General features: G+C 65.7%; 15 protein-coding genes. 3 read left to right on the top strand and 12 right to left on the bottom strand.

Annotated features, from left to right (window positions below):
• Positions 1 to 11: 11 nt before the first annotated feature.
• A complete protein-coding gene (locus AC1GI4_RS10760) occupies positions 12 to 3,209 on the bottom strand; it encodes a glycoside hydrolase family 2 TIM barrel-domain containing protein (protein WP_479629490.1) in 3,198 nt (1,065 codons plus the stop codon).
• A gap of 353 nt (positions 3,210 to 3,562) precedes the next feature.
• Between AC1GI4_RS10760 and AC1GI4_RS10755 the strand changes: the two genes are divergently transcribed.
• Positions 3,563 to 4,957, top strand: a complete 1,395-nt coding sequence (locus tag AC1GI4_RS10755; RefSeq protein ID WP_479629489.1) for a glycoside hydrolase — start codon at positions 3,563 to 3,565, stop codon at positions 4,955 to 4,957.
• 103 nt (positions 4,958 to 5,060) lie between these two features.
• On the opposite strand, the gene AC1GI4_RS10750 is transcribed toward AC1GI4_RS10755, so the two are convergent.
• From AC1GI4_RS10750 to AC1GI4_RS10700, 11 genes are all read right to left on the bottom strand, one after another.
• Positions 5,061 to 5,549: an MmcB family DNA repair protein gene (locus tag AC1GI4_RS10750; RefSeq protein WP_479629488.1), complete on the bottom strand. Its 489-nt coding sequence runs from the start codon at positions 5,547 to 5,549 to the stop codon at positions 5,061 to 5,063.
• Between the two features lie 86 nt (positions 5,550 to 5,635).
• A complete protein-coding gene (locus AC1GI4_RS10745; protein ID WP_479629487.1) occupies positions 5,636 to 6,253 on the bottom strand; it encodes a cell wall hydrolase in 618 nt (205 codons plus the stop codon).
• Between the two features lie 191 nt (positions 6,254 to 6,444).
• The gene (locus AC1GI4_RS10740; protein ID WP_294272041.1) at positions 6,445 to 6,771 is read right to left on the bottom strand and encodes a DUF1491 family protein; all 327 of its coding nucleotides are present in this window, start codon (positions 6,769 to 6,771) and stop codon (positions 6,445 to 6,447) included.
• Positions 6,772 to 6,775: 4 nt separating this feature from the next.
• Positions 6,776 to 7,234 (bottom strand): PaaI family thioesterase, encoded by a 459-nt coding sequence (locus AC1GI4_RS10735; RefSeq protein ID WP_479629486.1) that lies wholly within the window; start codon positions 7,232 to 7,234, stop codon positions 6,776 to 6,778.
• On the bottom strand, positions 7,218 to 7,688 hold the full coding sequence (gene ptsN, locus AC1GI4_RS10730) for a PTS IIA-like nitrogen regulatory protein PtsN (protein ID WP_479629485.1): 471 nt from the start codon (positions 7,686 to 7,688) through the stop codon (positions 7,218 to 7,220). The genes AC1GI4_RS10735 and ptsN overlap by 17 nt, the downstream gene beginning before the upstream one ends.
• A gap of 65 nt (positions 7,689 to 7,753) precedes the next feature.
• Positions 7,754 to 8,344 (bottom strand): ribosome hibernation-promoting factor, HPF/YfiA family, encoded by a 591-nt coding sequence (gene hpf, locus AC1GI4_RS10725; RefSeq protein ID WP_042486939.1) that lies wholly within the window; start codon positions 8,342 to 8,344, stop codon positions 7,754 to 7,756.
• Positions 8,345 to 8,399: 55 nt separating this feature from the next.
• Positions 8,400 to 9,095 carry a DNA polymerase III subunit epsilon gene (gene dnaQ / locus AC1GI4_RS10720; protein WP_433909352.1) on the bottom strand — a complete coding sequence of 232 codons (696 nt, stop codon included), beginning with the start codon at positions 9,093 to 9,095 and terminating at the stop codon, positions 8,400 to 8,402.
• Between the two features lie 7 nt (positions 9,096 to 9,102).
• On the bottom strand, positions 9,103 to 9,696 hold the full coding sequence (gene coaE, locus AC1GI4_RS10715) for a dephospho-CoA kinase (protein WP_479629484.1): 594 nt from the start codon (positions 9,694 to 9,696) through the stop codon (positions 9,103 to 9,105).
• Entirely contained in the window at positions 9,693 to 10,505 is an 813-nt protein-coding gene (locus tag AC1GI4_RS10710) for a shikimate dehydrogenase family protein (RefSeq protein WP_479629483.1), read from the bottom strand. Before AC1GI4_RS10710 ends, coaE begins: the two co-directional genes overlap by 4 nt.
• Positions 10,505 to 11,092: a Maf family protein gene (locus AC1GI4_RS10705; RefSeq protein WP_479629482.1), complete on the bottom strand. Its 588-nt coding sequence runs from the start codon at positions 11,090 to 11,092 to the stop codon at positions 10,505 to 10,507. Before AC1GI4_RS10705 ends, AC1GI4_RS10710 begins: the two co-directional genes overlap by 1 nt.
• A complete protein-coding gene (locus AC1GI4_RS10700) occupies positions 11,089 to 11,907 on the bottom strand; it encodes a pyruvate, water dikinase regulatory protein (RefSeq protein WP_294272064.1) in 819 nt (272 codons plus the stop codon). Before AC1GI4_RS10700 ends, AC1GI4_RS10705 begins: the two co-directional genes overlap by 4 nt.
• Before the next feature lie 318 nt (positions 11,908 to 12,225).
• On the opposite strand from AC1GI4_RS10700, the gene hemE reads away from it, so the two are divergent.
• The gene (gene hemE / locus AC1GI4_RS10695; RefSeq protein ID WP_479630391.1) at positions 12,226 to 13,248 is read left to right on the top strand and encodes a uroporphyrinogen decarboxylase; all 1,023 of its coding nucleotides are present in this window, start codon (positions 12,226 to 12,228) and stop codon (positions 13,246 to 13,248) included.
• Positions 13,245 to 13,706, top strand: a complete 462-nt coding sequence (locus AC1GI4_RS10690; protein WP_294272066.1) for a CopD family protein — start codon at positions 13,245 to 13,247, stop codon at positions 13,704 to 13,706. The genes hemE and AC1GI4_RS10690 overlap by 4 nt, the downstream gene beginning before the upstream one ends.
• Positions 13,707 to 14,011: the final 305 nt, after the last annotated feature.

Raw genomic sequence — 14,011 nt, 5'->3', positions numbered from 1 at the left:
AAAGAACAGCCCTATTGCACCTCTGTCGCGCGGGCGGGCTTCGCTTTGTCGGGGGTGGTGCCGTCGCCGCTGAACGGCTCCAGGCGGAAGGCGACGCGCGTCGGCGCGAGGGTCGTGCGATATTGCTGATGGGGCTGGCCGACATGGCTCCAGGTCGTGTCGCCGCCGACACCCCATTGCGCGGCATCGACGATCAGCGTCGTCTCGCCATGCGGCACGATATCGGTCGACTTCCACGTGCCCGGCGCGCGGCGGTAGAGGTCGGTATAGGGAAAGGCGAGCGCCTGCATCATCAAGGGCCTGGGCGCGCGGACACGAATCCCCGCCCCCTCGCCCGACAGCTCCATCCAGCGGACATCGACCTTGTTGCCGGTATCCTGCGGCCGCATGTAGTCGTGGTTCTGCTCGGCGATGGCGCCGCGCCACAGCCCGATAGCGGCCGAGCTCTTGCGGTCGACATAGCTTTCATGCGGGCCCCGACCATACCATTCGACCGTCTTCATCGTCGTCGGCATGGTGTACCACAGGCCGATACGAACCGGCGGCGGCAGGTCGGACTTGAGCGGCACGAACTGCCCGTCGATATCGACCGTGCCGTCACCCGCCATGGTGTATTTCGTCACGAAGCGCGCCGCGCCTGCGCCCATTTCATGGTCGACCGTCACGCTTTGGTCGGCGCCGACCGTAAGTTTGCGCATCTGATAGCGGCCGTTCATCGTGAACCACGGCCCCTGCTGCGCGACCGTGCCGTTGGCGGTGTCGTTGTCCGTCTCGGCCCGGACGAAATTGGGCTGGCCACCCTTGGCCAGTATACGCCCGCCCGCCGCGTAGCGCGTGACCAGTCCGGTCTTGCGATCGATGACCAGTTCCGCGCCGTTCGCCGACACGGTGACGCTGTCGGCGCTCTCCGCCACCGATACCTTACCGCGGGCCGCCACGGGCATGGCGGGTCCGTCGGTCAGGGCGAACTGCTCCCACCCGACGACATAATTGGCTGGAACCGCATGGATCGTGCCATCCTTGGCGTGGGCGCGGACGGTCAGGAAATATTCCGCCCCCGGCTCGCGGGTGAATTGGGGGGCGAGCGCCACCGTCTGCACCTGGCCGGCGGCGGTGGTCAGCGCGGGCAGATCGCCCTTCGCCACCGCAACCCCGTTCTTCTCGACCACCCAGTCGAAGGTGAAGCCCGACAGATCGATAAAGTCATGACGGTTGTGTACAATCAGCCGCCCGGTCTTCGCATCATAGCCATCGAAGCGGATCGGCGACTGGACCTTCTGCACCTCATACAGTTGCGGATTGGGCGTGCGGTCGGGCTGGTTCAGCCCGTCGCCGAACTCGATATCGCCGCCCGGATTGGGACCATACTCGCCGCCGTCACCCCAATAGCGCCGCCCGTCCTTGGTATAGCGGTACATGGACTGGTCGACCCAGTCCCAGATGAAGCCGCCCTGCAGCTTGCGGTGGGCGTAGATGGTGTCCCAATAATCCTTGAAATTGCCGCCCGAATTGCCCTGCATATGGGCATATTCGCACTGGATCATCGGCTGGGTGCGCGTCGGGTCCTCCGCCCAGTCGACCATCTTTTCGATGTCGTCATACATGGGCGCATATATATCGACATAGTTGTTGGGCTGGTGGCTCCAGTCGAGCGTCCCCCAGCCGAGATAGGAGATCAGCCGCGCAGGATCGCGCCGCCGGATCGCCGCCGCCGCCTTCTCGAAGTTCGGGCCGATGCCTGCCTCGTTGCCCAGCGACCAGAAGATGATCGAGGGGTGGTTCTTGTCCCGCTCGACCATGTTCATCACGCGCGAGACGTGCGCGCCCTCCCAGGCGGGGTCGAAGCCGATCTGGTATTTGTCCCGCTCGCCGCCGTGGCGATTGCCCTGCTCCATATAGGCGTGGCTCTCGATATTGGCCTCGTCCATCAGGTAGAAGCCGTACTCGTCGGCCAGCGCCAGGAAGCGCGGATCGTTGGGGTAATGCGAGGTGCGGATCGCGTTGAAGTTGTTACGCTTCATCAGCTCCAGGTCGCGGCGCATCGACGCTTCGGAAATGACGTGGAAGGTTTCCGGGTCATGCTCGTGCCGGTTGACGCCGCGGATCATGATGCGGCGGCCATTGACCATGACCTGCCCGTCCTTGATCTCGACGGTGCGGAAACCGATACGCTGCGGCGTGGCCTGCACCACCTGGCCGTTCGCATCGACCAGTTCGACCAGCAGCGTGTAGAGGTTGGGCGTCTCGGCCGACCAGCGGCGCACGCCGGGCACCGCCGCGTCCAGCTTGGCCGAGGTCGCGCCCTTCGCCACCGCCACTTCACGGCTCACCACCGCGCGTGCGCCGTCGAGCAGGGTCATTCGCGCGGTCATCGCCTGGGGAAGCGCGGGCAGCGTCAGTTCGGTCGACAGCGTGCCGTCGCGATAGCTTTTGTCGAGCCCGGCATGGACGAACAGGTCGTCGATCCGCGCCTTCGGCACCGCGCGCAGATAGACCGAACGCTCGATCCCCGACACACGCCAGAAGTCCTGATCCTCCAGATAGCTGCCGTCCGACCAGCGATGGACGCGGATCGCCACGACGTTGCGCCCCGGTTTCAGGAACCGGGTGACGTCATATTCGGTGGGGAGCTTGGAATCCTCGGAATATCCGGCCTCCTGCCCGTTGATCCACACGCGGTACGCCGACCCCGCCGCGCCGATCTGAAGGATCACGTCCTGCCCGCGCCACCCCTCGGGCAGGGTGAAGTCGCGGCGGTACGATCCCGTCTCGTTATCGTCATGCGGCACCAGCGGCCGGTTGGCCGGGAAGGGATAGGTGATGTTATTGTATTTGGGCTGGCCATAGCCTTCGGCCTGCCACATCGCGGGGACCTTAATCGTCTTCCACCGCGACACGTCGTAATCGGGCCGCTCGAACCCCTTGGGCGCAGCCTCGACCGAGGGCGAGAAGGCGAAGGACCAGTCGCCGTCCAGGCTCATATAGCGGCTGGAGCGCGACCGATCGCCCGCCAAGGCGAGCGCGCGGCTTTCATAGGGAAAGGCGGTGGCCGTCGCGGGTCGGGTGCCACGGGCGTTGATCGCGGGATTTTCCCATTCGGGGCGACTGGGATCGATCTGGACCGCCGCGACTCGAGGCCCCGAATCCTGCGCGGATGCCGCCGCCGCCAGCCCGATCACGGCCGCACCGGCCGCCCATTGCCATTTCATCGCCCATCCCCTTATCCTGTTCGCGATCCCGCACGAGATCACCGAACTTTTGTCTGATTTATATGCAGATGAAATTTCTGTCACAAGCGCTATTTGGAACGGCTTGATCCGATATCCTCTCATGTGATGACGCCTTTTCGGGCCGGAAGCCGGATTGACGGAGCGACTGGACCTGCGATTATAGTCTGACGTTTGGCCGCGCCAAACCGATGGTGACAGGGAGAAATGGGATGGGCCGCAATCGGACTTTGGCTCGTGGGCGCCGCCATCGGTCGGCGCTGACCGCCATGCTTGCCCTGATCTCGAGCGGCCCGACAATGGCGCAGACTCCCGCCGCTCCGTCCCCGGCCCCCATGGCCGTCGAGCGGCCCGTGCCGGTGACCCTGCGCCCGGCGATCGATCGCCCGTCGACCGTGTTCGAGGGCTGGGGGACCGCGCTTGCCTGGTTCGCGCACGTCACCGGCGGCTGGCCCGAGGCGGAGCGGACGCGGCTGGCCGACCTCTTCTATGGCCCCGACGGCCTGGGCTGGACGATCGCGCGCTACAATATCGGCGGCGGCAATGCGGCCGACACCCCGCCCTATATGAAGGTCGGGCGCGCGGTGCCGGGCTTCTGGCGGCAACCGGCGGGGGTCACGGGCAAGGACTGGTGGCGCGCCGAGGACCCCGCCATGTGGGACTGGAGCCAGGATGCCAACCAGCGCTGGTGGCTGGATGCGATCACCGCCCGCGTGAAGCAGCCGATCTTCGAGGCTTTTTCCAATTCGCCGCCCTGGTTCATGACGGTCAGCGGCCGGGTGTCGGGTGCCGAAAAGGGCACCGATGACAATCTCCGCCCCGGCCAGGAAGCCGCCTTCGCCACCTATCTGGTCCGCGTCACCGACGAGCTGCAACGACGGCATCACCTGACTTTTCGGACCCTGTCGCCGGTCAACGAACCCAATACCGATTACTGGTTCGCCGCCAATACCCAGGAAGGCGCGCATTGGAGCCCCGCGCGTCAGGCTCGGATGATCGACGCCACCGCTGCCGCGCTGAAGGCCAGGCGCCTGTCCACCGTCGTCGCTGCGCCCGATGAGACCGCCTCCAACCTGTTCGTCAAGGATTGGGCCGCCTATCCGCCGGCCACCCGTGCGGTGATCGGCCAGCTCAACGTCCACAGCTATGGCATCGTCCACCAGACCGCCGTGCGCGACATCGCCCGCACCTCGAGGATCAAATTGTGGATGAGCGAGAACGACACACCGCTGTCGGGCGACCCTGAAGATTTTACGGGCATGGCGACGCCGCTGGCCTTTGCCGAGCATGTCGTCGGCGACCTCAAGCGGTTGGAACCCGCCGCCTGGGTCTTCTGGCAGGCGGTCGAGGATCTCAGCACCCGCAAGGGCGAGAAGGGATCGAATTGGGGCATCGTCAAGGCCGACCTGATGGGCGCGGCGGACCAGCCGCATGCGATCCATGTGACGGGCAAATATTGGGCGATGGCACAGTTCAGCCGCTATATCCGGCCCGGCGACCGGCTGGTGCCGGTGGACGATATGGACACGGTCGGCGCGCTGTCACCCAACGGACGGCGACTGGTGCTGGTCCATGTCAATCCGGGCCTGTCGCCCAGGCCGCTGACGGTGGCGGTGCCGGGGCGGTGGCAGCAGCGGATGATCGTGACCGACGCTGTGCATAAGTCCGTGGATATCCCCGGGGATATCGCACCGCCACAGTCGGTGGTGACGTTGGTTCTTACGCGGTGAGGGTGGGGCGTGGCCTTCGACTTCGCTCAGGCTGAACGGCGGGGGGTATCAAGCCCCCTTCCCAACCTCCGTTCCGCCTGAGCGAAGTCGAAGGCCAAGGGACTCACATCCCCGCATCCGGATCGGTCAGCCCGATCATCCGCCGCCCTGCCCGCCGCGCGAAATTCAGCGTCGCCTTCTTGCGCACATGTGCAGGCAGAGGCACGCTATGCGCCTCGCGCACGATCGCGCCGTCATAGCGATCGGCGACGATGATCCCCGTCCGCTCAGGCAGAAACGCCGCGTTTTCCAGCGGCGACCAGTCGAACCCGGCGGGCACCGCCCAGTAGAAGCGGTCGCAATGCGCCAGATAATCGGGCCATTTGCCGTCGCCCAGCATATCGGCGCGCGATACCTTGATCTCGACAACGACGACCTGGCCGCGCGCGTCGAGCGCCATCAGGTCGGCGCGACGGCCGCCCTCCAGCGGGACTTCGGCTATGGTGACGAGGTCGTGGCGGAGCAGCATCCGGGTCACGCCCCGCGCCACGTCGGCGGCGCAGAGCGGGGATAGCGGATCGTCGACGCACGAAGCGGGCGGCATGTCCAACATGCCACCCGCTTAGAACATTTGACGAACACATGCAAAGCCCCGCAGGGCTCAGCTATCATTCAGGCCCTGAATCAGGCCCTTGTGCGTCAACGATAGAAGATGTGGTTGCCGATCGCGGCGACCTTCTGCACCCGCACGCCCGGACGGTTGCCGGGGGTGTTGAAGTACAGGGCCTTGCCCGCGGTGCTGTCCCAGGCCTGCGCCAGCGCGACCTTGGCGACCGCGACGGCGGTGCGATAGGCGCTGCGCGACGGGCTGACCGCCGGGATTTCACCGCGACGCACGAAGCTGAACTGGCCACGCTGCTTGATGACGTCGCACACGCCGGTGGGGAAGCGACCCGACTTGGTGCGGTTCAGGATGACCTGCGCCACGGCGAGCTGGCCTGCGAGCGGTTCACCGCGACCTTCGAAATAGATGGCACCGGCCAGACAGCGGAGCTCTTCGCTCGACGCGATCTCGTCCTGATCGGCCACGGCGTCGGCCAGCGAGTCATAGTCGCCGTCCTCATCGCCTTCAGAAACCTGGGAAAAATCGGGGAGCGCGGACATGGTGGCCCGGGCGCTCTGGGGAACCATCGCCAGATCGGCGGCGTTGATCCCGGAAGCAGTCATCGCACTGACTGGAGTGGCAGCAACACCGGCAACGTTGGTCGCGAGGCTGGGGGTGCTGGTGGCGAGAAGACCCGCCAGGGATAGGGCCATGGCAGCAGAGGCCGCGACCCGCTTGAAAACGGTCATTCACTCGAACAGACATGCGGTTGGATCACGGACCCGAGCATTGCCGAAAGGCGCTCGTCCGGGCTTCCCCCCGACTGCGTAACCCACCGGATCGCACCCGATAAGCACAACGCGAAACTATGATGGGGGGCTCGTGGCCGATCCGGCCGCGTTCGTCAATGTTGCAGGATCGTTTCAGCGGTGAACCGTTCCGCCGCAGCGCCATCCAGTTCCACGACCCACAGATCGGGATCGCGCGCGCGTCGGCGCTGCCAATAGCTTAAAATATCGTTTGCAGGCGTCGAGTCGATCAGCGCGGTTTTGCCATCGGGACCGATACCCCGTTCCAGCACCCGCTCGCGCCGATCCGCCTCGATCACGATCACCAGGATGCCCCCGCCTTGCGGATCGCCCTTGGCCAGCACCATGCCCATGCCGCCGCTGTCGTTCATCCGGCGCAGCAGCGCGGTGACCAGCATCCCGCTCGGCAGGCGGCCGTCCATAGCTTCAGCCGTTCCGATAGCCGGGCAGGCCCGCCAGCGCGATCTGCGAGCGCATGAAGGTGCCGGTGCCGCGCGCCACTTCTTCGCCGGTGGCGTCGATCAACCGCGCATCGGCAACGAACACCCGCCGCCGTCCGCTGACCCAGCGTCCCTCGGCCACCACCTCCCCGGCCTTCATCGGACGGGTCAGCAGCAGGTTGAACTGCGTCGTCAGCAGGAAACGATCGGTGACCAGGCTGTTGCAGGCGTAAAAGGCTGCATCGTCGAGCATCTTGAAATAGCTCGTACCGTGCGCCGCACCGGCCGCGTGATAATGCCGCTCGTCCACCCGGAAGCGGATGCGCGCAACGCCGGGCTCGGCGATCTCGAGCGCGGAGTCGAACAGGCGATTGATCGGGGCTGCGGCATAGAGCGTCTCCAGCGCCCGGAAATGCGCGGCCTCGCCCTCAGGCCGCGGCGTCACGCGCCTCGTCCTGGGTGAGCAGCGCCCAGATCGCGTCGGTCGAGCCCGCCCCGCGCAGCTTGGCGACGAAGCCCTTGTCGCGCAGCCGCCGCGAAATCCGCGCGAGCGCCTTCAGATGCGCCGACCCTGCATCGGCGGGCGAGAACATCGCAAAGACCAGATCGACCGGCATGTCGTCGACCGCCTGGAAATCGACCGGCTGCGCCAGACGCGCGAAGACGCCGACAATCTGGGTCAGTCCCTCCAGCTTGCCATGCGGAATGGCGACGCCGCCGCCAAAGCCGGTCGAGCCCAGCTTTTCGCGTTCGAGCAGAACCTCGGTCAAAATCTTGGCATCCCGTCCCGCAGGCCCGGCGGCAGCCGCCGCCAGTGCCTGGAACAGGGTTTTCTTATTGGCGGCTGTTACGCCCGCCAGCACCGTATCGTGGCGCAACAGATCGCTGAAATCGTTCATGGTCTCGTCCGGTGCGCCCCCGCGCGGCCCGCCTATTAGCGGCCCGCGCGGAAGAACGATAGAGCTTATCCGGCCGTGCCGCCGCGTTGCGGCTCGACCCAGCCGATGGTTCCGTCACCACGGCGATAGACCATATTATACGAACCCGTGCCCGAATTCTTGAACAACAGGGCCGCAGTATTGCGCAGGTCGAGCATCATCACCGCATCCGACACGCTGGCATCAGGAATATCGACGCGGGTTTCGGCGATAATCAGGGGTGCATCGCCCGCCTCGTCCTCGTCGACCTGTTCGGCAAAGAGGGTATAGCCCGCGTCATAGGCGCCGGCCTCAGCCAGTTCGATCGCCTGGCCCTGGTTGCGGTCCTTCAGGCGGCGCGAATAGCGGCGAAGCTGCTTTTCGATCTTGGTGGCGGCCCCGTCAAAGGCCAGATGCGCGTCCTGCGCATCGTGGCGGCCCTTCAGGACCAGACCGCGGGTGACGTGCATCACGATATCGCATTTGAACCCGACATCATGCGGGCCCTTGCCGAACGTCACCTCGGACGAGATGGCGCGGGCGAAATATTTCTCGGCGATACCCTGAAGCCGGTCCGTCACATGGGTCCGCAGCGCGTCGCCCGTTTCGACCTGATGACCAGAAATCCGGATATCCATCGTCTTCTCCTTGATGCACTCTGATGGGACGGTCCTTTTGGCCTGTCCCTTGGCGTCAACCGGACGCCTCGGCCCCCCAAACTGGATCCTTTATGTCCTTTAGAAACGTCGCATGGGCGGCAAGTTCCGCCTCGCTGGGCCGGAACGTGCGCGGCGGGCGAACCTTGGCGGGCGCGCGGGCGACGATCACCGGCCCACTGTCCTCGGCCGTGTCGGCGAGCAGGCCCAGGCCGATCTGCCGCCCGCCCATCAGCTCGACATAGACCTGCGCCAGCAGCTGTGCGTCGAGCAATGCGCCGTGGAGGACACGGTGCGAGCGATCGATGCCATAGCGCGAGCAGAGCGCGTCGAGCGTGTGCTTCGCGCCGGGATGCTTGCTGCGCGCGATCGCCAGCGTGTCGATCATCCGCGTCTTTTCGTCGACCGGCGCAAAGCCCAGCGCGCCCAGCTCGCCATTGATGAAGCCGAAGTCGAAGGTCGCATTGTGCGCGATCAGCGGCGCATCGCCGATAAAGTCCAGGAACGCGGCCACGCCCTCGGCAAAGACCGGCTTGTCCTTCAGGAACGCGTCGGACAGGCCGTGCACCGCCTGCGCCTCGGCGGGCATCGATCGTTCGGGATTGAAATAGGCGTGATAGGTGCGACCGGTCTCGACCCGGTTGACCAGTTCGACACAGCCGATTTCGACCAGCCGGTCGCCTTCCGAAAATTTGAACCCTGTCGTTTCGGTGTCGAAAACGATCTCTCTCATGACCCGACTATCGGCCTTCGGAGTCCCGCATGCAAGTGATGAGCGCGCGGACTTTTTCGCGGGTTTCGGCCAGTGGAATATCGGTCGCGATGACATGATCGGCGCGCGCGCGCTTGTCCCCATCGGGCAGCTGGCGGGCGATAATCGCCTGAAACTTGGACGAATTCATACCAGCCCTTGCCAACACCCGCGCCTCCTGCACGGCCGGTTCTGCCGATACGACCAACACCTTATCCACAGACTTATCACCGCCCGTTTCGAACAGGAGCGGGACGTCGATCACGACCAGGGACGATCGGGCGTGAGCCGCCAGAAAGGCCAGGCGCTCGGCCTGCACCGCCGGATGCACGATTCCCTCGAGTCGGCGCATCGCCGCGTCATCGCCGAGCACCGCCTGGCCCAGTGCCGCGCGATTCACGCCCTTCGGCCCGGTCGTCCCCGGAAAGGCCGATTCGATCGCGGAGACCAGTTTTCCACCGGGGCCCTGCAACTGATGGACACAGGCATCGGCGTCGAACACCGGCACGCCCTCATCGCGGAACATCTGCGCGACGGTCGACTTGCCCATACCGATCGAGCCGGTGAGACCCAGCACGATCATCCGAGCAGGATCTTGCGCAATTCCGCATCCCGCTCGCGCGGCGGCGCGGCCCCGAAGAAGCGCTCGAACGCGACCGCCGCCTGGCCGATCAGCATGTCCAGCCCGTCGATCGTCGCCAGCCCCCTCGCCCGCGCCGCCGCGAGCAGCCCGGTCTCTAGCGGCGCATAAACGATGTCGTACACGACCGCGTCGTCCGGCAGCGCCGACAGGTCGAGGTGGAGCGGCGGCTGGCCGGTCATGCCTAGGCTGGTCGCGTTGACCACCAGCGCGCCGGGCGGCACCGCCTCACCGATCGGCAGCGCCTGCCCTTTCATCCCGAAGGACGACAACAGCGCCGCGCCCTTATCCACATTGCGGTTGAACAGCGTCACCGGCCCGACGCCGATCCCCGCCAGCGCATAGAGCACCGCGCGCCCGGCCCCTCCTGCCCCAATGACCGTCACCGGCTTGCCCGCCAGATCGCAGGCTTTCAGCGGCGCGGCGAAGCCAGCCGCATCGGTATTGGTGCCGACCAATGCGCCGTCCGCATCGCGAAAGGCGGTGTTGATCGCCCCGATCGCGCTCCGCATGTCCTCGCGATCCTCGACATGCTCGAGCGCGGCGATCTTGTGCGGCACCGTGATGTTGCAACCGCGCCAGTCGGGATCGGCCTTGCGCGCGGCGAAATAGGCGGGCAGCGCGTGCGGAGCGACATGGGTGGCGCGATAGTCCGCCTCGATACCCAGCGCCTCCAGCCAGAAACCATGGATCTTCGGCGACTTGCTATGGGCAATCGGGTCGCCGATCACCTCGGCATAAGGACGCGCCATCAGGCGGCCATCCAGCCGCGTTCGCGCAAGTAACCGAGCACGGGCAGCAGCGGCATGCCAAGAATGGTGAAGTGACTCCCCTCGATCCGCGAGAAGAGCTGCACGCCCGGCCCCTCGATACGAAAACAGCCGACACAGCCCGAAATGGCGGGCCATTCCTGATCCAGATAGCGGTCGATAAAGGCGCCCGAGAGCGGGCGGACATGGAGCTTCGCGCGCTCGACATGCCGCCAGACGGGGCGGCCATGCTCGGCGATGACGGCGGCGCTCCACAATTCGTGGCTGCCGCCGCTCATCCGCGCCAGATGCTCGGCCGCTTCCTCGCGGCTTTCGGGTTTGTCGAGCAGCGTGCCGTCGGCGAGCGCCACGATCGAGTCCGATCCCAGCACCGGGACGGGCCCGGCATTGGCGGATACCTTCACGGCCTTCATCTCGGCCAGCGCGTCGGACAGGTCGCGCGGGGACGCGCCCGCCATCGCCGCCTTGACGCTGGCTTCGTCCACCCGCGCGGGCAGCGCCTCATAGGCTACGCCCGCCGCGTCGAGCATCGCCCGGCGCGAGGCGCTTTGCGAGGCCAGGATTATCATGCTTCGGCCTTTCGTTGATTCACCAGCGAGATGATCGCCGCCGCCGTTTCCTCGATCGAGCGGCGGGTGACGTCGATCACCGGCCAGTCATTGTCGGCGAACATCCGCCGCGCGAAGGTCAGTTCACGGTTCACCGCCTCCTGCTCGACATAATCGGTGTCGGGCGCCTGGTTGAGCGAGAGCAGCCGGTTGCGCCGGATCGCGATCAGCCGGTCGGCGCTGGTTGTAAGCCCCACAACCAGCGGCTTTTTCAGCGTGAACAGGAAGGGGGGCGGGGGGCTTTCGACCACGATCGGGATGTTGGCGGTCTTGTAGCCGCGATTGGCGAGATAGATGGAGGTCGGCGTCTTGGACGAACGGCTGACGCCCGCCAGCACGATATCGGCCTCCTCCCATTCCTCCCACGCGATGCCGTCGTCATGCGCGATGGTGAACTGGATCGCATCGACCCGCGCGAAATAGGCGGCATCCAGGACGTGCTGGCGACCGGGCCGCATCTTGGCCTGCACGCCCAGCAACCCCGACAGCGCGGCATTGACCGGATCGAGCGGCGCCACCGTCGGCAGGCCCAGCGCATGGCAGCGGCTTTCCAGCACACGCCGCGTCGTCGGGTTGACCAGCGTATAGATGACCAGCCCCGGATTCTGCGCGATCTCCTGCAGGATGCGCTCCAGATGGCTTTCGGTGCGGACCATCGGCCAGAAGTGGCGGACGGTTTCCACATCGTCATATTGCGCCAGCGCCGCCTTAGCGATGTTCTCCAGCGTTTCGCCGGTGGAATCGGACAACAGGTGCAGGTGGAGCCGTGTGGTCATCGGCACGGGCATGACTCTGTGGATAACATGACGAGAATCGGTAGCGTAACTTCGCCGACCGGCCAAGCCGGGGTCGGGCGGTGGATAAGCGATGATTCGTCCACATCGAATCCCACAGGCCCGATTCTTTTCCACAGCCTGTGAGTTATGGGGGCGATGAATCCGAATCCCGTTGAATCGGCGATTCCCCATGAGTCAACGTGTTGGCATATCGGGGAGAGCCGCATAATCCCGACAACCAACGTGCCAACCACTTCAACAATCCATTCTTAGAATCTTCTTTAATAGAAGAAGGGGGGTCTCCTGACCGACGTTGCGATCCTAAAGCCCCTGCTCGCCGCGCTGTCGGGTGAGCGGCTGGCGACACCACCCATGTGGCTCATGCGACAGGCCGGTCGCTATCTGCCCGAGTACCGTGCGTTGCGGGCGGAGAAGGGCGGCTTCCTGGCGCTCGCCACCGATCCGCAAGCGGCGGCCGAGGTGACGGTGCAGCCGATCCGCCGGTTCGGGTTCGACGGCGCGATCCTGTTTTCGGACATTCTGATGGTCCCCTGGGCCCTGGGCCAGGACCTCAGCTTCGGGGCGGGGGAGGGACCGCGCCTGGCGCCCGCGCTGGTCGATCATGCGCTGAATGCCCTACAGAGCGTCCCCGAGCGGCTCGAGCCGGTCTATGCCACCGTGGCGGGGGTGAAGGCGCAGTTGCCGCCCCAGACCAGCTTTCTGGGCTTTGCGGGCTCTCCCTGGACGGTCGCGACCTATATGGTGGCGGGGCAGGGGTCCAAGGACCAGGGCGAGACGCGGCGTTTCGCCTATGCCGACCCGCAGGGCTTCGGGGCGATCATTGATGCGATTGTCGAGATGACCATCGACTATCTGGCGGGACAGGTCGCCAACGGCGTCGAGGCGGTGCAGCTGTTCGACAGCTGGGCGGGTTCGCTATCCCCGGCGCAGTTCGAACGCTGGGTGATCGCGCCCAATGCCGCGATCGTCGAAGGATTCCGGGCGCGCTGCCCGGGGGTGCCGGTGATCGGCTTCCCCAAGGGGGCAGGGGGCAAGCTGCCTGCTTATGCGCGCGAAACCGAGGTCGACGCGGTCGGGCTGGACGAGACGGTCGATCCGGTCTGGGCCGACACCTCTCTGCCCCAAGGTCTGCCGGTGCAGGGCAATCTCGATCCGCTGGCGTTGATCGCGGGGGGTGAGGCCTTGGACGGCGCGGTGGATCGTATCCTGGCGGCCTTCACCGAACGGCCGCATATCTTCAACCTGGGTCACGGCATATTGCCCGACACGCCGATCGCGCATGTCGAGCGGCTGATCGCCCGTGTGAGGAACCAAGCATGATCGGATTGCTGGGGGCCGCCTATGAATGGATCAAGGCGGCGCATATCATCTTCGTGATCTTCTGGATGGCCGGGCTGTTCATGATGCCGCGCTACCTGGTCTATCATCAGGAGGCGCTGGTCGCGGGCGATGCCGCCGACGCCGCCCGCTGGGTCGAGCGTGAGGGCAAGTTGCGCAGCATCATCCTGACGCCCGCGATGATCGCGGTGTGGGTGTTGGGGCTGTTGCTGGCGGCGTCGCTGGGGCTGTTCTCGGGCGTGCCGGGGCTGGGCTGGCTCCATGCCAAGCTGTTCTTCGTGCTGCTGCTCAGCGGTTATCATGGCTGGATGGTCGGCTATTCCAAGAAGCTGGCGCGCGGGGTGACGAAGCTCAGCGGCAAGCAGCTGCGCATGATTAACGAAGTGCCCGCGCTGGCAGCGACGATCATCGTGGTGCTGGTCGTCATCAAGCCGTTCTGACCGTCCTACTCCCCTTCTTGCTCCCCTCCCGCAAGCGGGAGGGGACCCCTTTCTTGCCCCCCTCCCGTAAACGGGAGGGGTCGGGGGAGGGCAGGGAGTCTCACCGAGACCGACGCCCGCGGCTTTCCCTCCCCCCGCCCCTCCCGCCTGCGGGAGGGGAGTAAGAAGGAAAGCGGTGCTGCCTGCGGGAGGAACCAACCGCCTCCTTTCCCCATTGACTTGGCGAACCCCCAATTCTAACTCCTGCCCCGTACGGCGCGGTCCTCGCGTCGGGTACGCTTCCTTATCGACAGCCTCGTTTCGCC

It is taken from the genome of Sphingomonas sp. 77B (assembly GCF_056497825.1).
The sequence above is the reverse complement of the archived record's forward strand: the minus strand, read 5'-3'. Positions and strand labels throughout refer to the sequence as shown.